The 20957-nt window shown below is 42.4% G+C and carries 10 protein-coding genes; 8 read left to right on the forward strand and 2 right to left on the reverse strand.

Features of this window, described 5'->3' with window-relative positions; translation table 11 throughout:
* Positions 1-20: 20 nt before the first annotated feature.
* The gene (hmpF, locus tag NSTC745_RS13945; protein WP_445637669.1) at positions 21-1778 is read right to left on the reverse strand and encodes a pilus motility taxis protein HmpF; all 1758 of its coding nucleotides are present in this window, start codon (positions 1776-1778) and stop codon (positions 21-23) included.
* A gap of 583 nt (positions 1779-2361) precedes the next feature.
* Here hmpF and NSTC745_RS13950 point away from each other — a divergent pair.
* The 7 genes from NSTC745_RS13950 to NSTC745_RS13980 all read left to right on the forward strand — a co-directional run bounded on the left by NSTC745_RS13950 (position 2362) and on the right by NSTC745_RS13980 (position 16850).
* A complete protein-coding gene (locus tag NSTC745_RS13950; RefSeq protein WP_445637670.1) occupies positions 2362-3537 on the forward strand; it encodes a response regulator in 1176 nt (391 codons plus the stop codon).
* A gap of 252 nt (positions 3538-3789) precedes the next feature.
* Positions 3790-4155, forward strand: a complete 366-nt coding sequence (locus NSTC745_RS13955) for a response regulator transcription factor (RefSeq protein WP_012412195.1) — start codon at positions 3790-3792, stop codon at positions 4153-4155.
* 13 nt (positions 4156-4168) lie between these two features.
* Positions 4169-4699 (forward strand): chemotaxis protein CheW, encoded by a 531-nt coding sequence (locus NSTC745_RS13960; protein WP_096534503.1) that lies wholly within the window; start codon positions 4169-4171, stop codon positions 4697-4699.
* 14 nt (positions 4700-4713) lie between these two features.
* Positions 4714-7650, forward strand: a complete 2937-nt coding sequence (locus tag NSTC745_RS13965) for a methyl-accepting chemotaxis protein (RefSeq protein ID WP_445637671.1) — start codon at positions 4714-4716, stop codon at positions 7648-7650.
* 105 nt (positions 7651-7755) lie between these two features.
* Complete coding sequence (locus NSTC745_RS13970) at positions 7756-13686, forward strand: response regulator (protein WP_445637672.1); 5931 nt, start codon at positions 7756-7758, stop codon at positions 13684-13686.
* 418 nt (positions 13687-14104) lie between these two features.
* Entirely contained in the window at positions 14105-16174 is a 2070-nt protein-coding gene (locus NSTC745_RS13975) for a prolyl oligopeptidase family serine peptidase (protein WP_445637673.1), read from the forward strand.
* A gap of 199 nt (positions 16175-16373) precedes the next feature.
* Positions 16374-16850, forward strand: a complete 477-nt coding sequence (locus NSTC745_RS13980) for a Uma2 family endonuclease (protein ID WP_099067281.1) — start codon at positions 16374-16376, stop codon at positions 16848-16850.
* Between the two features lie 28 nt (positions 16851-16878).
* Here NSTC745_RS13980 and NSTC745_RS13985 read toward each other — a convergent pair whose 3' ends face one another.
* Positions 16879-17433: a GNAT family N-acetyltransferase gene (locus NSTC745_RS13985; RefSeq protein ID WP_445637674.1), complete on the reverse strand. Its 555-nt coding sequence runs from the start codon at positions 17431-17433 to the stop codon at positions 16879-16881.
* A 347-nt stretch (positions 17434-17780) separates the two neighbouring features.
* Between NSTC745_RS13985 and NSTC745_RS13990 the strand changes: the two genes are divergently transcribed.
* On the forward strand, positions 17781-20579 hold the full coding sequence (locus tag NSTC745_RS13990) for a M16 family metallopeptidase (RefSeq protein ID WP_445637675.1): 2799 nt from the start codon (positions 17781-17783) through the stop codon (positions 20577-20579).
* Positions 20580-20957 lie beyond the last annotated feature (378 nt).

The following is a 20957-nucleotide window of genomic DNA, read 5'->3' on the forward strand; positions in this document are numbered from 1 at the left end:
GCGAACAGTCAACTGACTTTTCAAGAAGCTAACAATTCAGGTTGAGATATCAAACTTTGGAGAGTTTGGCGCAGCTGAGCGATCGCTTGGAGTTGAGAATCGCTATTTTCCTTGAATCCATTCAAAGATTCTCCAATTCCTTGGAGCTTTTGCCGTAAGCTGTCTAGACAATCTTGAAATGGTTGTAGTGCTTCTTCGTAGAGATTCACTCGACCACAGCATTGAGCGGTTGCTGTCCGTAGAGACAGTAAGTTTTCTTCGATCGCTTTGAGTTCTTGCTGCTTGTCTTCCAAATCGTGGGTTTGATTGTCAATCATTCCTTGAGCTAAATCGATACCAGCACGCGTCTGTTCAATCTCGCGTTCTAACTTTTGGATTTCCTGTGAATATTGTTGTCGCTGGGTTTCAATTTGTAACAGAATTGGCTCTAAATTAATTTGATTACCCTCTTGTTCGTCAGGAAGAGTATGTCCTTGTCGCCGCAGCAATATATTTTGATGTTGCTTGAGAAACTTCTGCCGCTGTAGCATGTTGCGGCGTTGTCCCACTAAACTAGAATTTAACATCTGATAGTGGTCGTTTTCATCCCTTAGTTCCAGTTCCAAATTGATGTGATCCTGGTCAGATGCTTGGTTTAATTTCTTTTCTAGTTCTTCTATAGCTTCTTGCTTATATTTCAGTTCTTGTTCTTGATCGTGAACAAAGCTTGCGTCTATTTCCAATTTCTGCTCTAAGTCTTGGACTATCTTTTGTAGTTCATCTAGAGGCATTTTCTGTAAAGCTTCTACATCAACTGGTTGGCCGAGAACCATATCACCAGATGTTGCAGCCAAGGTATGAATTTTTTGATATAAATCTTCTTGATTGCGTAGCTGTTCTTTAAGGATTTGAATATACTCTTGCTTGCTGTTAAGCTCTGCTGTACTTATCTGCAATTGCGCTGTTTGCTGGACTAGCGAATTTTGTCCTTGTTGCCATGCATTTTGCCGATCGCTAAATATTTGTGACAAGCGCTCAACTTCTTCCTGTTGTTGTGCGATCGCAGTTTTTTGTTGCTGTAGTTGTTCCCAGTGAGGACTTAGAATAGCTTGCTGCTTTTCTAGCAATTCCAAGCCAAGATCGAGGTCTTGTTTTACTGTTTCTGTAGGAACGCGACTTGATAAGCGATCGAGTAATTCACTCATCGCCCGACTTTGCTCCTCATCCAAAGTCGCCCCTTGTTTGAAATCTGCTTGACGCTCCTCTAAGCGACGCTGCTCCCCGCGCAAATGCTCCCAAGCGCCTTCCAATTCCTGACGGTTGCGCTCAATTTCTGCTTGTAAGCGTTCAATCTCCCCACGAGATGTATCAACTTCCTGTTTTTGCTCCTCCAGTTGATGTAACTCATCTTCCATGTTTTGCAGCTGTTCTAAGCGTGCTTCCATTTCCATTTCACGCCGATTCAACTCTTGCGCTTGAAACGTCAGCGACTGCTTCCACTGATCGATTTCATCTTCCTTGAGCTTAAATTTTTCCAATTGGCGGGAAAAATTCTGCAAAATATTGACTAGCGGCCGCCCTGCTTCTTGAATCCGTTGTACTTGGCGGTTCGGATTCAGTTCCACCAGTACCAAGGCGCCATCATTTAATTTACTTGCGTCCTCAGCGGCAATCACTTCTTCCGACACAGTACTCCAATTCTGGTCAGTTCGCTGACAAGCTAGTAGTTTCAGTTCGGCTTTGCCACCACCACTGAGTAAACCACCTTTCTGTTTTTGTACTTCTGCTAAATACAGCACACTGTTAGTCCTTATTGATGCACTTAAAGTTCGTGTTTTGAGATATACCTGAGATAATTCTGTTAACTTGTCTCACCTAACCTAAGTTAAGAGAACAAAACAGACAAAACTATTTATAGACGCGAGATGTTACGTCTTGATACTTATAAAAGCGAGTTGGCCGCGCCTTTATATTTTGTACTGATGACAGTGATGATGACTTCCGTGTTAACACTAGCTTTGTCAAAGTGTATTACGAAAGATTAAGGTTTATAGCTGTGCTGATTTCAGATTTGAGATTTGAGATTTTGGATTAAAAATTACCTTAGTACTCCTTTACTACGGAACACCATGCGTAGTTCCTTCCACGAAGTGGTACAAACAAACAAGCTATATACTCTGATGTAAGTTGATGAGAGTCTGCTCAAATTTGGAGACCCGTCCATTACAGTAGCTCCCCCGGAAATCCAAAATTCCAAATTTCAAATTCTCAAGTCCCTACCCAAAGCATCTATTTCAATCCAAAATCTCAAATCCAAAATTGATTGACAGACACAATTCACAAATAATATAAACGCCACTATTAGGAGTATTCTTTAACTCAATGCAAGGAAATTTAAATGAAATTGATATTTGCAGTATTTTGCAACTAATTGAGTTGGGACAACGAACTGGGCAATTATGGGTAGAAGCTTATAGCTATTACCATAACAACAAATCTGCTACAGACAAAGCTAGTAAATATCCCCCCAAACAACAGTCTTGGTTCGTTTTTTTCCTCAACGGTCAAATCATCTATTGCCAACAAGGGGAAAGTAGTTTATCCAGGATTAGCGATTATTTACATCATTACCGAGTTGAGATGCGACTTGCTGACAAACAAATTGCTTCCCTTTCATCAACCGATGCGCCAGAGTACGCGTATCTTTGGGCACTCTTAGAACAGAATATTATTAGCCCCAAGATAGCTGCTAGTATTATCCAGGGCTTGGTGCATGAAACCTTATTTGATTTGCTGAGCTTACATCAAGGTAATTTCATTTTCCGTCAAGGTGCGGCGCTCGCCCCACAATTAAACACTTTTGAGATTGCTCACTTTGTGACAAAAATTACTAAGCAGGTGCAAGAATGGAAGCAACTTTATCCGTACATTCAGTCTCCCGAACAATTACTGGTGCTATCTGACAAAGTTCATACACACTCGTCGCTACCAGCAGCAACCGTCAATAAACTACAACATTGGGCTGATGGTAAAACATCCCTGCGTCAACTGGCTCGTTATCTTAACCGAGATATTTTGACAGTGGCTAAGGCAATATATCCATATGTGCAGCAGAGTTGGCTTCAGTTAGTATATTCAGCGACAAATCAACCGGAGATTAACACTGATAACTCAGAATTGAATCAAAAAAGCAGGGGGCGGATAGTATGTATTGACGATGCGATCGCCATCGGTGAGACTATAAATTCCATCTTACAAGCACAAGGTTATGAAGCGATCGTTCTCACTAATCCTCTAGAAGCGATCGCTCTGGTTTTTCAACTTAAACCAGATTTAATTTTATGCGACATTGCTATGTCGGAATTAGAAGGCTACGAGGTTTGCGCCATGTTGCGACACTCAACAGCATTTCGGCTCACACCGATTATCATGCTTACCGGTAAAGATGGATTTATCGATCGAGTCAAAGCTAGCATGGTCGGCGCAACAGATTATTTAACAAAACCATTTACAGACAATGAATTACTAATGCTTGTAGGGAAATATATCAATAACTAATGGAAATGGGCATTGAGCATTGGTTTATTCCCCGCGTCTCCCTCATCTATGAGGCACATAAAAAGATCTCAAACTTGTGGATCTACTAAAAGATGAGGTAAAAGATGTTATCACAGAATGAGCCAACCCAGTGAAACCTCAATATCCAGGAAATTAGTGAAAAGCTAAATTTAATTTATACAGTTAATACTTGCGGGGGAATCAGGGAATGTTCCAAATAGGAACGTTACATCAGGAGGTAGATAGACACTTATGAGTACAGTTCTGATTGTAGAAGACAGTATCGCGCAAAGGGAGATGATTACAGACCTCCTGAAAGCAACTGGACTAACAGTCACCCATGCCAGTGACGGATTAGAAGCATTGGAGGCGATTCAAGTAGCACCTCCCGATTTAGTGGTGTTGGATATTGTCATGCCTCGGATGAATGGCTACGAAGTTTGTCGGCGGTTAAAGTCCGATCCAAAAACCCAAAATGTTCCTGTGGTTATGTGTTCTTCCAAAGGCGAAGAATTCGATCGCTACTGGGGCATGAAACAAGGTGCAGACGCCTACATCGCCAAACCATTTCAACCAACCGAGTTGGTAGGAACAGTCAAACAACTGCTGCGAGGATAAGGATAAAAGCAATATGGTCAGCAAACCGGACTTTTTAAGTGGCAGTGGTCAAGATCATTTCCGACCAGAATTACAAGTAGAAAGTCCTGAAGGTGAGTTACATTTGAGGTTTTACATTCCCTCGCATCAGGAGTTTGCACTACAAGCAACTGGCATCCGGGAAGTAATCGAACTAAGTCCTGATAGAATCACCCCGATTCCTAATGCTTCTCCTTTACTTTTGGGTACTCTAAATTTACGAGGTCGAGTTATTTGGGTGGCTGATTTGGGTCAATTTTTAGGCGAACCAAGTGTATTAAACACGGATAAAGCTGAAATTCCAGTAATTGCCATTGAAGAACAAGACACAATAGTGGGTTTAGCAGTAGAGGAAATCGGCGGTATGGACTGGCTGGATGTCCAGAATCTCATGCCACCAACTAGCGTTCCAGATACTATGGCCCCTTTTTTACGTGGTGAGTGGGTATTAGGTGCTAAAAATAATCAGTGTCTACGACTGCTCGATCAAACGGCTATTTTACGGAGTGCGCGATGGGCAGGATGAAATTGGAGGAGGAAATGGGAGCAAGTATTGACGATCGCGAACCAACATATCAACAGGCGATGACCGCCTATGTTCAAAGAAATTACGACGTTGCTGCCACTTTAGTTGACCAAGTGGTGCAAAGTTTACCAGATGATCCAAACTCCCATTTATTAAGGGGTCACATCTACTATGTTTTGCAGCAGTACGATGTCGCAAAACAAGAATATCAGCAGGTATTAGAGTTGACTGACGACCCAGAAATTATTGGTTTTGCCAATAATGGAATTGAGAATATTAATCAATACCTAGAGTCGTTTGGCGGTCAGCTTGATACATCCGCAAGCCAAGAGCAAATAAATTCCCTAGAAATGTCCGATCCGCTGGCATATAGCGAAGAATTGGAAGATTTGCCTGCTAATGAGGAATTTGACAGCCAAAATCTGGATATGAACTTTTTTGAAGATGTTCAACAAACTGTGAATACAGGTGAAGAACTACCTTCAAAGAATCCATTTGATATACCCACAGAGGGCAATATTAGAACAGAAGACATATCAGATTCTTCTATAAATTTTGGGCAAGATCCTTTTGCCTTAAATGAAGAATTAGAGGAACAATCAAATAGTAATAGTTTGGAGGAGGAAGCCGAATTAGATTTACCTGCTTTTTGGCAAGAAGATACTTCCCAAGCAGGTCTGCAAGAATCATTAGTGAGTAGTCATTTTACAGAAAATGAAATAAATTCCACTAACGAGAACTCAACTATTAACAATCATAACTACTCTGCAAATTCTACCTCAGGAATTGATAATGGTAACGATAATTTTGACGATTTTTTGAGCGATTCCCAGCCTCAAGATTATAGTGTTGAAAGTTTAGAACTCGAACAGCCTCATTTTGCAGATGAAACTGTATTGATTGCTGAAGAAAAACCGAACAATCGATTTCCAAACAATAACTTAGAATATAACACCCAAGAGAATTCATCACAAAATAAAGCAAAGAATTGGTTTGAACAAAAAGACTTGGATACAGAGCCAAAATTTCAACCAAGTTTTTCTAATAACTCTTCACTTGATGACAACAATTTCATTTCGGATCGAAAGCAGTTTAAATCAGTTGAATTCTCAGATCAAAATAGCTTTGATGAGGATGAAAGTTTTGATATCCAGGCATTTGAGTCTGCCTTTGGTTCAGATAGCTTTGACTCTGATGAAGAACCAAACAATATAATGAATCGAGAAAATTCTAAGAGCAATATAGAATTTTTAGATGACTTTGAGGAATTTGATGATTTAGGCAATATTCCAGGGTTTGACCTAATTGAAGGAGATTCAGACTTCGGTGATGTGGCGATGCATTCTGCCGCAGCAGAAACCGGTAGTACTGGACGCGCTCAAATCCTGGAGGCTTTTCCAAGTACTACAGCAGATCGGGAAGAGGAACTATTTACGATCACTGGTTCGCACGAACCAGTTCCAGCCTTTACCCAAGCAGAAGTCTCGAAGGTAGAACCCAATGTCAGCGTCGAGCAAGGCTGGTTAGCACCGTTAGAAAATGCCCCCATCCAAAGGAAGCAATGGTTAATTGCTGGGACTGTGGGTATTGCCTCAGCACTGGTTGTAGCTACAGTTAGCTTTGTTGCTACTACGTTTTCTCCAGCCCAACAAAGGGAAAGTGTGCGGAATACAGGTTGGGCAATGGCACTAGCGGCTGGCCTGACGGGGTTTGCTACCGCAGGCTTTATGGGAAATATCACACTCAAGCAAATTCGGCGCACAACCAAGGATTTGCAAGCTCAGTTTGACGCTGTAAGTCAAGGAAATCTGAATGCTCAAGCCACAGTGTATTCGGAAGATGAATTGGGGCATTTAGCTAGTGGCTTTAATGAAATGGCGCGAATTATTTTCACGACCACAAATGAAGCCCAACGCAAAGCCGACGAACAAGAGGAAGCCAAGGAAAATCTGCAACGCCAGGTAATTCGGTTGTTGGACGATGTGGAAGGAGCTGCCAGAGGCGATTTAACGGTGCAAGCTGAAGTCACAGCCGACGTACTCGGAGCCGTAGCTGACGCCTTTAACCTGACAATTCAAAACCTGCGGGATATTGTTCAACAGGTAAAAGTGGCAGCCAAGGAAGTGACAAAAGGTGCAACCAACTCAGAAACCTTTGCTAGAGCCTTGTCTAGTGATGCTTTGCGGCAAGCAGAAGAGTTGGCAGTAACGCTGAATTCCGTACAAGTGATGACCGACTCGATTCAGCGGGTAGCAGAGGCGGCGCGGGAAGCCGAAACCGTCGCCCGCGATGCCAGCACGATCGCTCTCAAGGGTGGCGAAGCAGTAGAAAATACTGTGGCAGGGATTTTAGAAATTCGCGAAACCGTTGCCGAAACAACTCGAAAAGTGAAGCGGTTGGCGGAATCTTCCCAAGAAATTTCTAAAATTGTGGCGTTAATTTCTCAGATTGCTTCCAGAACAAACTTACTGGCACTCAACGCCAGTATTGAGGCGGCAAGGGCGGGAGAAGCCGGACGCGGGTTTGCAATCGTAGCAGATGAAGTGCGCCAGTTAGCAGACAAATCTGCCAAATCCTTGAAAGAAATCGAACAAATTGTGATGCAAATCCAAAGCGAAACAGGCTCCGTAATGACCGCGATGGAAGAAGGCACACAACAAGTAATTAAAGGCACAAAACTGGCAGAAGAAGCCAAGCGATCGCTCGAAAACATCATTCAAGTGGCAAATCGCATCGATATCTTGGTGCGTTCCATCACTAGCGATACTGTGGAACAGACGGAAACCTCCCGTGCCGTCGCTCACGTAATGCAATCGGTAGAACTCACAGCCCAAGAAACCTCCCAAGAAGCACAGCGAGTTTCAGGTGCCCTACAACACTTAGTAGGTGTATCCCGCGACTTAATCGCCTCCGTGGAACGTTTCCGAGTGGAAACCCTTGAAAGTAGATAAATTATCATTTGTCATTCGTCTTTCGTTATTTGCTAATGACCAATGACCAATGACTAATGACCAATGACCAATGACTAATGAGTAATGACTCTTGACTAAAAAACTATGCTGCCGGAACAACAACAGCGGATTTTGGGTTACTTTATTGAAGAAGCCAGGGATCACCTGAATACAATTGAACAGGGGTTGCTGAATTTAGAGAGTACCCTTAACGACCCGGAAATGATTAGCGAAGTCTTCCGGGCGGCTCACTCCATCAAAGGAGGAGCGGCAATGCTTGGATTGACTAGCATCCAGCATACATCCCACCGTCTGGAAGATTGTTTCAAGGTTCTTAAAGAACATCCGGTTCAGGTTGACCAAAAGTTAGAGTCTTTATTCCTCGGTGTATCTGATACTCTGAAAGCGCTGTTAGAGCATTTGAGCGGCCCCTATGGTCTTTCTGAAGAGACAGCTAATACATTAATGTCAGAAGCTGAGCCTGTCTTTCAGTGGCTGAATGAGCATCTAGAACAACTTGTAGAACAAGGAAATAGTGGAGTAGTCGGCTCATCTGCAACGGAACATGGGGGTTCTGTGGAGAATGTCTCCACACTGACAGAACTTTTCCTGCGGCGAGATATTCCCAGTTTGGCAGAAGACGGGCATCAAGAATCTACAGAAGTATCTTTCGCTGTAGCATCCCAAGAGGTGTCATCTTCAGCCAGCGCCAAAGAAAATCTTGATTGGAACGAGTTTCAAACCCAGGTGCTACAAACACTGCGGGAAATGTTGCAACTGTTTAAGCAAACAACAACATCTTCAACTCGGCAAAACCTCCAGGACTGCTGTCATCAGTTAGTGAAACTTGGCGAGGCTTGGAATTTGTCCAAGTGGTGCGGTTTGTGCCAAGCGGCGGCAAGTGCGATCGCCAATCCCGAAAATACTTATTTAACTTTAGCTAAAATCGTCATTACCGAAATCAAGCAAGCTCAAGAATTAGTTCTGCAAGGTAAGGAAGCCGAAATTGCAATTAGTCAACACCTAGAAGCACTGTTGAACTTTGCAGAAATTGAGTTGTTAGAAATTTCCCGTGATTTAGTTGACGAACAGTCTCCAGCAGAATCAATTGCTCAAGAAACAACTAACTTATCTGAGCCAATTGAAGAACTGAATCTAGAAAGCGATCGCGCCTCTTTGGAGTTACAACAATCACCAAACGCTGCAACTGAGGCTAGCTTTACATTTACTCTACACGAAGAAGTACATCCAATCAGTAAGAACCATGACCCCAACGGGCCAGAGGTAGGAATAGCTGAGTTAAATACCCTTGCCGATTTATTTGAAGGCGAGACTCCCGATCTAGATGAACCTTGGCATCAAGAAGAAAGTTTAGAGATTACTTCTACTGATGAATTGGGAATTGGTTTCAACAGCAATGAAACGGAAGATTCTGATGGAGATTTATCAGATTTACTTTCATTTGATGAAGATGCCAGCAACGAACAGCAGACCACAACCACTGCTAAAACAGAAGATTTATCGCTGTTATTTGGCGACAACTTCCTAGAAAAAGACAATTCGGAACCGCGAACTCAACAAACTCCTGCTACGAATGTAGAGTTCAGCGATATTAATGAACTCGATTTTAATTTAGATGCAGGTTCTGAAGCAATTTTATCAGAACTTACGGAACAAAAAAATGAAGAAATTGTTCCAAATAATGTTGATGATAACGATGTAGTTGCAGACTTATTATCACTGACAGTAGATGAGAATGAGCTATTGATTCCAGGCGAAGTCACTCAGCCTGAAAATGACAACTTTGCTAGTGTAGAACTATCCAGCAACCAAGAAAACACTCTCGATAACTTATTTTTAGAACCTGAAAATAAAAATTGGGTAGAAGAAATTACCCCTAGTGACTATATAGAATTACCTCAAGCAACAGGCTTGTCTTTAGATAACCTATTTGCTGACAAACAAGAACATGCATTACTGCCAAATAGCAATTCTGAAATTGCTGATTTATTTGATATATCTTCGATAAATACATCTGAATTCTCTCCAGCAGAAGATGACTTGAGCAACTTCTGGAGCCAGGAAAGTACAGAAGAATCAAAGGATGAATTCGATGCTTTAGCTGAACGAAATTTAGAAAATATATTAGAAAATAATTTATTTACTGCTAGCGCTGATGACATTTTTACTGATAATCGGGATTCCAATAATTCTGCGATAAGCAGTTTCGACATAGAAGATTTCGCTCTTAATTTACAAGATGAAGAACACCTCGCTCTAACATTATCATCAAATGCTGGGGATGATTTATTTGAAGAATTAACACCTGTTAATTCAACGATTTTATCTGAAATTAACGAAGTAGCAACATTAGAAGAATCAGCCCAGTTGTTCGCAGCACATCTTGTAGAAGGGGAAATTCATAGTTTATCTCAACAGCCAGAAACTCTTGATTTCATTCCAGAGTTTACTAATCAGATCCCAGAGATATCTGCTGTTGATTCTAATCAAACATCTCCAGAGCTAGAACTTAGCCCCTTTGATGAAAATCCCCAGTCACTGTTTGAGGATGTAGCGGTTGACAGTTCCACCTACATTCAGATGGAGATTCCAGATGATTTGGTGAGCGAACTAACGGGTTCAGAAACTTCAGAATTAACCCAAGCACAGCCAGATGATTTGTTTGGCTCTTTTGATGAAAATCCCCAGTCACTGTTTGAGGATGTAGCGGTTGACAGTTCCACCTACATTCAGATGGAGATTCCAGATGATTTGGTGAGCGAACTAACGGGTTCAGAAACTTCAGAATTAACCCAAGCACAGCCAGATGATTTGTTTGGCTCTTTTGATGAAAATCCCCAGTCACTGTTTGAGGATGTAGCGGTTGACAGTTCCACCTACATTCAGATGGAGATTCCAGATGATTTGGTGAGCGAACTAACGGGTTCAGAAACTTCAGAATTAACCCAAGCACAGCCAGATGATTTGTTTGGCTCTTTTGATGAAAATCCCCAGTCACTGTTTGAGGATGTAGCGGTTGATAGTTCGACCTACATTCAGATGGAGATTCCAGATGATTTGGTGAGCGAACTAACGGGTTCAGAAACTTCAGAATTAACCCAAGCACAGCCAGATGATTTGTTTGGCTCTTTTGATGAAAATTCCCAGTCACTGTTTGAGGATGTAGCGGTTGATAGTTCGACCTACATTCAGATGGAGATTCCAGATGATTTGGTGAGCGAACTAACGGGTTCAGAAACTTCAGAATTAACCCAAGCACAGCCAGATGATTTGTTTGGCTCTTTTGATGAAAATCCCCAGTCACTGTTTGAGGATGTAGCGGTTGACAGTTCCACCTACATTCAAATGGAGATCCCAGATGATTTGGTAGGTGAATTATCGACTCCAGAAACTTCCACGTTATTCCAGACAAGCTCAGAAGTTTTAGATACTGAAGATAATAATTTAGAAACTGGTTTTGAATTTGCGGAAAGCACAGATTTAGAAAATTCAGAACTGAGTTTTACGAATGATTTATTGTTTACAGAAACTCCTTTATTAGAATTAGAAGAAAACCTAGCAGCAATTGAATCGTTAAGCGTAAATGAATTAGCAGAAACGATTATTTCCGAAAGTGGAGAAACAAATGAGAACCCGGAAGCAAATTTATTTAATTTAGGAGAGACATCTGAAGCTGCACCAGTGTTAGAGTCGGAAAATGCTGTAGCTTTGACTGAAGAATTGACAGAAACAGAAACTGTTGAAGAAGTTGCTCCAGAAGATGAATTTGCAAACTTGGAAGCATTATTAGGAGAGGAATTAGCACCTGTTCCCAAAGCACAAGAAATACCAGAATTAGATTTTGCTGCCCTGGAAGAATTGTTGGGTACAGATAAAAATGAGGCTGCTGCATCTAGCGATGTCTACGACGGGGTAAGCCAACGCCAACCCTTAACTCAACCAATCGCAGCAACAACTCCCCCTCCAGCAGCACGCGTAGATGAATTTAGCGATTTGGAGAAGTTGCTAGCAGAAGCAGATCAAACAATATCACATTCAGCACTGACAAAACCGAACACAAATAAAACTCCACGTCCCTCTAATCGTCGTACTGCGAGATTTGAAGAAACCATGAAAGTTCCAGTTAAGCAACTGGACGATATGAGTAATTTAGTTGGGGAGTTGGTGGTAAATCGCAATACCTTAGAGCAGGATCACGAACGGTTGCGGCAATCACTAGATAACTTGCTGATTCAGGTACAACAACTCTCGGATGTGGGAGCGAGGATGCAAGAGTTGTACGAGCGATCGCTTTTAGAAGCTTCTCTGTTAGCCGGACGCAAAGCCAAAGAATCTGGCGCTCATTCCCAGGACTCTAATTCGGACAGAGGTTTTAGCGAGCTAGAAATGGATCGCTTTACTCCCTTCCATACACTCTCTCAGCAGATGATTGAGCGCATTGTCCGAGTGCGTGAGTCTGCTAGCGACATTGATTTTGTCACCGAAGAAACCGAACGAGTCGCACGGCAATTCCGTCAGGTAACCACCCAGCTACAAGAGGGACTCACAAGAGCGCGAATGGTGCCCTTTGCCCAAACTATCGATCGCTGGCGGCGGGGTGTGCGCGACAACGCCATCAAGTGTGGCAAACAAGTAGAGTTGGTAATTGAAGGTGGCGATACTTTAATTGACAAGATGATTTTAGATCATCTCAGCGATCCGCTAACGCACATGCTCAATAATGCGATCGCTCACGGTATCGAAACCCCAGAACAAAGACAAGCTGCGGGTAAGCCACCCGTAGGCATCATTACTATCCGTGCCTTCCACCAAGGTAACCAAACTGTAATTTCTGTAGGCGATGACGGTGCAGGTATCGATCCCGCACGGGTTAAAGCTAAGGCAGTCAAAATTGGTATGATTACCGAAGCTCAGGCGAAAACCATGTCTCGCCTGGAAGTTTACGACCTATTATTCCAATCTGGTTTTAGCATCAAAGACCAGGCAGACGAAATTTCTGGTCGCGGTGTGGGTATGGACGTGGTGCGTTCTGCCATTAGCGAAATTCGGGGCACAGTGAACACCGATTCTGCAATTGGCAAGGGAACCACTTTCACAATTCGTTTGCCGCTGACTCTGAGTATTTGTAAAGCTCTGTGTTGTGTCTCCGATAGAGCCAGAATTGCCTTCCCGATGGACGGTGTAGAAGATACCCTCGACATCCCAGTCAAAAATATTCAGCATAACGCCAACGGACAATCGTTTATTTCTTGGCGTGATACGCTGCTGCCATTCCGACCTTTGAAGGAACTTTTAACCTTCAATCGCCAAATTAGTCGCGGTAACGTGTATGGCGGTAACCGAGATGATGATATGGTTTCTGTGGTTGTGGTGCGATCGGGGAATACGCTCATTGCCCTACAAATCGATTTGGTGTTGAGCGAACAAGAAATTGTAATTAAGCAATTTGAAGGGCCGGCACCTAAACCTATTGGTGTAGCCGGCGCTACAGTTCTGGGCGATGGTCGCATTATGCCCATCGCTGACGTGCTAGAAATCATCGATATCTTCCAAGGACGAATTTCTACACAAATTAGTGGTAGTTCTTGGCAACAGAAATCAACTCCCACAGACACTCCTGCTGCGAAGATCGATCCAACGGTGCTAATTGTTGATGACTCAATCACAGTCCGAGAATTGCTATCTTTGACCTTTAACAAAGCAGGTTATCGCGTAGAACAAGCGCGTGACGGTCAGGAAGCTTGGGATAAACTCCGCTCCGGTTTGCCTTGCGACATCGTATTTTGCGACATTGAAATGCCCCGTTGCGATGGTCTGGAGTTACTCTCTCGCATTCAGAAAGACTCTAACCTTAACCACCTACCCATTGCGATGCTCACCTCAAGAGGTGCAGACAAGCACAGACAAATGGCAGTTCAACTAGGCGCAAGTGGCTACTTTACTAAGCCTTATCTTGAAGAAGCGCTACTAGAAGCTGCATCGCGGATGCTCAAAGGAGAGAAACTGGTTAGCTAAACCAACTAAAAGACTCGGATTTTACGCAGGCAAAACTCTACACGGTCTTAGGTTTTGCTTTTAATAGCGTTTTGTAGTACAATTGTTCTATAAGGTGAAATAGCACGTATTCGCCCCGGCTTCTGACGGGGCTTTTTGTTTGAGAATGATTATCCCAAAAATAATTGTAGATTTAAAATAAAACCAGGCAAAATATCTTCACCAGATAAGTAACTCTAAAGTTAAAACAGTCATAATTAATTCGTCTCCACTCAATCGCATAATTACTTGATTGGTCATTAGCAAAAAACAAAGGACTAATGACAAATGACAGTCTTAAGCATATAATCTGCAACTTCGGCGCACACTAGCATAGTATATAGTCCAAATCTGGGGTCTACCTTTGTAATATGTAAAATAGTACTTTTAACCTGATATTATGCCGTCGTCTGAAAAATCCCTCACTTACCCATCCAGCCACAAGAGCGATCGAGTCGATAATTATCACGGTACTGTAGTTGCAGATCCCTACCGTTGGTTAGAAAATCCTGATTCCCCAGAAACAAGGGCTTGGATTGAATCACAAAATCAAGTTACTTTTGGCTACTTGGGTGAAATTTCGGCTAGGGAAAAAATTAAACAACGCCTGACGAAACTTTGGGATTATGAAAAATACAGTATCCCTTTTAAAGAAGGCGAACAATACTTTTATTTTAAAAATGATGGGCTGCAAAATCAAAGTGTCCTCTACACGCTAAAATCTCTCGATGCTGAACCTAGAGTTTTACTCGACCCGAATAAATTATCCGAAGATGGTACTGTTGCGCTTTCGGGATTGTCCATTAGCGAAGATGGTAAACTTTTAGCTTATGGTATCTCGACATCTGGTTCTGATTGGCAAGAGTGGAAAGTTCGGGATATCGAAACTGGAGAAGATTTACAAGACCATTTGAAATGGATTAAGTTTTCTGGTGCATCTTGGACACGCGATCGCCAAGGTTTTTTCTATAGTCGCTACGATGAACCGAATGAAAAAACTCGATTAGAAGATGTTAATTACTATCAAAAACTTTACTATCATCAACTAGGCAAACCCCAATCAGAAGATGTACTAATTTATCATCGTCCCGACCAAGAAGAATGGGGCTTTAGTGGTGGAGTAACTGAAGATGGGCGCTATTTGATAATTTCTGTTTGGCTGGGAACTGATTCTAAAAATTTAGTTTTCTACAAAGACTTGACTAATCCCAATGCTGAAGTTGTAGAACTAATTAACGAGTTTGAGGCAGATTACAGCTTTATCGATAATGATGGCAGCGTCTTTTATTTTCGTACAGATTTAAATGCCCCACGGGGAAGATTAATTGCCATTGATACCAACAAACCTGTACCGGAAAATTGGCAAGAAATTATTCCCCAGTCAGCAGAAACTTTGGAAGGTGTTAGTATTCTCAATAACCAATTGGTTGCTGATTATTTGAAAGATGCTCACACCCAAATTAAAATTTTTGACCTCAAGGGTGAATTCATACGCGAGGTAGAATTACCGGGACTTGGTTCCGCAGGTGGCTTTGGTGGTAAGCGTTACGATACTGAGAGTTTTTATAATTTTACTAGCTTTACCATACCAGGGACTATTTATCGCTACGATATGGTAACTGGAAAAAGTGAGATTTTCCGCGCACCAAAGGTAGATTTTAATCCCGATCATTATGAGACAAAACAAGTCTTTTATCACAGCAAAGATGGTACTAGAGTGCCAATGTTTATCACTCACAAAAAAAGCATTAAATTGGATGGAAATAACCCGACTTATCTTTATGCTTATGGTGGTTTTAATGCTTCCATGACACCTGGTTTTTCTGTGAGTTTGTTGGTATGGATGGAAATGGGTGGTGTCTATGCAATGCCGAATTTACGTGGTGGTGGCGAGTATGGGGAAGAATGGCATCAAGGAGGAATGAAGGAGAAAAAACAGAACGTCTTCGATGATTTTATTGCGGCGGCTGAGTGGTTGATTGCTAACAAGTATACTAAAACTGATAAACTGGCGATCGCAGGTGGAAGTAACGGCGGTTTATTAGTGGGTGCTTGTATGACCCAGCGTCCTGATTTATTTGGTGCAGCTTTACCAGCAGTCGGCGTTATGGATATGTTGCGATTCCACAAATTTACCATCGGCTGGGCTTGGACTACTGAATATGGTTCCCCAGATAATCCAGAAGAATTTCCTGCGTTGTATGCTTATTCACCATTGCACAATCTCAAACCAGACACAGCTTACCCTGCAACTTTGATTACCACAGCCGACCACGACGACCGCGTTGTTCCCGCTCATAGTTTCAAATTTGCCGCCGCTTTACAAGCAAATCACACAGGTGATGCGCCAGTGCTAATTAGAATTGAAACTAAGGCAGGGCATGGAGCAGGTAAACCCACAGCTAAAATTATCGAAGAAGCCGCGGATAAATGGGCTTTTTTGGTGCGTACTTTAAATGTTGAAGTTTAAAAAAACATAATCACCAAAGGCGCAAAGTTTTTTATTGGCGACTTTGCGCTGCCAGTTGCTACCCTGCGGGTTCTCCGAAGGAGTACAAGTCAGCACCGCCCAACGCACTGGCTCGCCTTTGCGTGAAATTTTATCTCTAACAAGTATTAATTAATAGTTCAGTTAAAATTAAATTAATCACTCTAGCTAAATATTAACTATGAGATGGGAAGAAGTTTGCGAAAACAAACAATTACAAGATTTACCCTTCAAAATCGAATTAAATAAATGGGGTCAAATCGTAATGAGTCCAGTAAAAATTAAACATTCTTTTTATCAAGGCAGAATTCAACGTTTATTAGAATCTTTATTGCATACGGGAGAAGTAATGCCAGAATGTGCTATTAACACATCAGACAGCGTGAAAGTTGCTGATGTTGTTTGGTGTTCAGAGGAACGTTTTACTCAAATTGAAAATGAAATATCAGCGTCTATTGCACCAGAAATTTGTGTAGAAGTTAAATCCAGTAGTAACACTTGGGAAGAAATGGAATTTAAAAAAAATTTGTATTTAGAAGCTCAAGCTGTGGAAGTATGGTTATGTAACGAACAAGGTGAAATGAAGTTTTATAACGAGCAAGGTGAATTAGAGCGATCGTTGTTAGTTCCTAACTTTCCTCAACAAATTAAACGTTAATTAAGTGAATACACCAGTATTTAAAACTTCATCGTTGCCATTCTTCTTGCAAAATAGCGAACCATAGTTCGTCTACCCAGTGGCCTTTAAACCACAAACTTTTGATAAAGTGTCCTTCGCGCCTCATACCAACTCGCTCTAAAAGTTTAGCGGATGCGATGTTTGCACGATCGCAGTTTGCACGTACACGATGCAGTTTGTATTCTGTAAATAAATATTCGAGTAACTTGGTTACAGCCTCAGTTGCACAGCCTTTACCTTGGTGCGATCGCATTAGTGTGAAGCCAATTTCTGCCTGTCGTCCGTCATCAGCTAAAATGCAAAAGGCGCAGTCCCCAATCATTTCGCCTGTATCCTTCAGTTCAATCGCTAGCTGATACCACTCACCCAATACGCCTGGTATTGACTGCTTCATAGATTGTATAAATTTCAACGCTTCCATTTCTGAGTAAGGCGTATCCCAACTTTGATACTTCGCCACTTGGGGATCGGAGCGATAGGACAAGAACGCGGCTATGTCGCTATCCTGAAATCCACGTAACATTAACCGTGATGTTTCCAGCCAAATCGGAACTTGAGACATGAATTAGGATGAAATAATTACTAGTTTATAAAGCTCAATTAGTAGGTAGAAAAATCTTTGGTAATAGGACGCTGATTTACTTCCTGGTTTTTCCTTACCGAAATCCAAAATTAAAAATTAGAGGTTGTTGAACTTGGTCAAAACTAGAGACCTCTTGCAAAAAGCACTTTTGCAAGAGATGGGAAAAGGGACTCATGTTAAAGGGGAAAGGGAAAATACCAAACCTTTCCCCCTTTCCCCTTCCCCTTTTCCCCACTTCTGCAAGAAGTCTTAGGTATTTCTTCTGAAATTGTATTTTGTCAACTTGAATTTTTCATTTCCCACTGCTTATGAAGCTACGCGCATACATGCTTATTGGATTTTTTCTGAGTCTTCTCCTCACCTTAGTGCCGTTTTCGGGCAATTTTACTATTGCTGCAACACCAACAGCCACTGCACCCGTATCTGCACTCTCATTCACCCAAGGAGTGCAAAAGACGGTATTGGATAATGGTTTAACCGTCCTAACCAAAGAAGTTCATACCGCTCCCGTGGTGAGCGTGCAAGTTTGGTATAAAGTCGGTTCGCGCAACGAGGTTAAGGGAGAAAATGGTATTTCCCACCAGCTAGAACATTTGATGTTCAAAGGCACAACTGACCGTCCAGTGCAGTTTGGGCGCTTGTTTAGTGCCTTGGGCAGCCAATTCAATGCCTTCACCAGTTATGACGAAACAGCCTATTTTGGCACAGTGCAGCGAGACAGACTCGAAGCATTGCTGACATTAGAAGCCGATCGCATGAAAAATGCTTTAATTAACCCTGAGCAACTCACAAGTGAAAAGCGAGTAGTAATCTCTGAATTACAAGGCTACGAAAATTCACCTGAGTATCGTTTGAATCGGGAAGTCATGCGGAATGCTTTCCCCAATCGAGCCTATGGCTTACCAGTGGGAGGTACAAAAGCAGATGTTGAGAAATTCACGGTGGAGCAGGTACGAAATTACTACCAAAAGTATTACAGCCCAGAAAATGCCACTTTGGTGATTACCGGGGATTTTGCCACAGAACCTGTGCTGAAAGTTGTGCAAGCAACTTTTGGTAAGGTATCGCCACAAGCAAAACAAGATAAGGTGCTTGATGACGCAAGCAAAGCGCTGGATAATTTCTTGACATCTTCCTCCCTTGCCGATGCTTCCTCAGCTACTCCTGCTAATCAAAAAGCACCCATCGTTCTCAAGCAACCTGGAAGTGCAGCACTACTACAAGCACTGTATCCTCTACCAAGTCTCAACCATCCCGATGTGCCAGCGATTGATGTGATGGATGCTGTTCTCACAGGTGGGCGTAGTTCTAGGCTTTACCAAGCCTTGGTAGAATCTGGACTCGCTAGTTCAGTTAGCGGTGGTGCTGTAGAACTCATCGAACCCGGTTGGTATGAAATTAATGCTACGGCGGCTCAGGGTCAACAGTTAAGCAAAATTGCCCAGGTACTCCAAGAATCTTTGACAAAATTGCAACAGAAGCCTGTGAGTGCCGAAGAGTTGAAGCGAGCTAAGACGCAACTCCAAGCCTCATATATATTGGGTAACCAGGACATCACCAGTCAGGCCAACCTCCTGGGATATAACCAAACTGTAGCCGGGGATTATCATTTTATTGAAAAGTATCTCGCTGCGATCGCCAAAGTCACCCCAGACCAAGTACAAAAAGCAGCAAAAACTTACCTCAATCCTGCTAAACAAACCATTGGCTACTTTGAACCCACCCAACCGGATGGTCAACCAGGAACTTCTGGCGCTGGTTCTGGTCGCACAGTGGAAAATTTCAGCCCTGGTAAACCAGTAGACCCAGCAGAACTAGCTAAATATCTGCCACCTGCCACATCAACTACAGATTCCAACAAACAATCGCTTCCACAAGAGTTTACCTTGAATAATGGTTTGCGAGTTCTGTTGTTAAGCGATCGCAATGTTCCAACCATTAATCTCAGCGGTCAAATTGATGCTGGTACTGAGTTTGATGGCAATCAAAAAGCCGGATTAGCGAATCTCACCGCAATCAACTTAATGAATGGAACCAAAACTAAAAATGCTCTCACCCTAGCAAAAACCTTAGAAGACCAAGGAGCCGGTTTAAACTTCAGTGCTAGCCGCGAAGGCGTAAACATAACTGGTGAGGGTTTGTCAGCAAACCTGCCAATATTGATTCAAACTCTGGCAGATGTCTTAAAAAATGCCACATTCCCCGCCGACCAGTTAGAACTCAGCCGCCAAAGGGCGCTAACAAGTCTCAAAGTCCAGTTAGATGACCCCAACGGTCTGGGAAGACGGGTATTTCAACAGGCAATTTACCCAGAAAATCATCCATTCCACAGTTTCCCCACGGAAGAAAGTTTAAAAAGTATTACTCGTGATGATTTGCTTAATTTCTACCAGACAAATTACCGACCAGATACTACAACCATCGCATTAGTGGGAGACTTCGATCCAGTTAAAGTCAAAGCATTGCTAAATCAGGAATTTGGCAAATGGGAAGTCACAGGGAAGCCACCTGTTCTCAAAGTTCCGTCCGTGGAATTACCGCAAAGTTTGACACAATTAAACAAAGTAATTCCCGGTAAAGCCGAGGCTGTAACTTACATCGGCTACAACGGTATTTCCAGGAAAGACAAGCGTTTCTATGCAGCATTAGTGCTGAATCAAATTTTGGGTGGCGATACCTTAGCGAGTCGCTTGGGTACGGAAGTGCGCGATCGCCAAGGTTTAACCTATGGTATTTACAGTGCTTTTGCTGCTGGAGTTAATCCCGGCCCCTTCTTGATTCAAATGCAGACTGCTCCCGGAGATGCCCAAAAAGCGATCGCCAGTACTATTGCTTTACTCAAACAATTACGCGAACAAGGAGTAACTGAAGCTGAATTCAACACAGCAAAACGCTCAATTACTAACAGTTACCCTGTGGATTTAGCTAATCCTAGTAATGTATCTAGCATCATTTTAGATAATGCTGTCTTAGGTCTTTCACGAACAGAAATTCGAGAATTTCCGCAGCAAATTCAGGCAGTTAGTATGGCTCAAATCAAACAAGTAATTCAGGATTTAATTCAGCCGGAAAACTTGGTGATTGTCACAGCTGGCCCTGGAGATGCTGTGCCCAAGGGTAGCTAAGAGGATGTCTGAGAAGTATTAAATATTTAGCTCGATCCCCCCTAGCCCACGCCAGTCGCTCCACTTGGGGAGACCCCAAGACCGCGCTGGCTCCCCTTAAAAAGGGGGTAAAACTTCTCAAAGTCCCCCTTAAAAAGGGGGATTTAAGGGGATCTACAAGTCTCGAATACAACTCTGACAGTGAATAGAAGAGATATTCTTTGGTATTAAAGTGTTGAAGAATACATCCACCAGTATATTGATTAGCTATTTATCTACCTCACGGAGGAATTAAGAAAGATAGTATCAAGACAAAATAAACAGATATTCCGATCACCTGACGAACTTTAACTCCACATTCCCCCATTTCTCAACCGAAATGGGGAATTTTTTTCAAAA

The organism is Nostoc sp. DSM 114161, assembly GCF_052692665.1.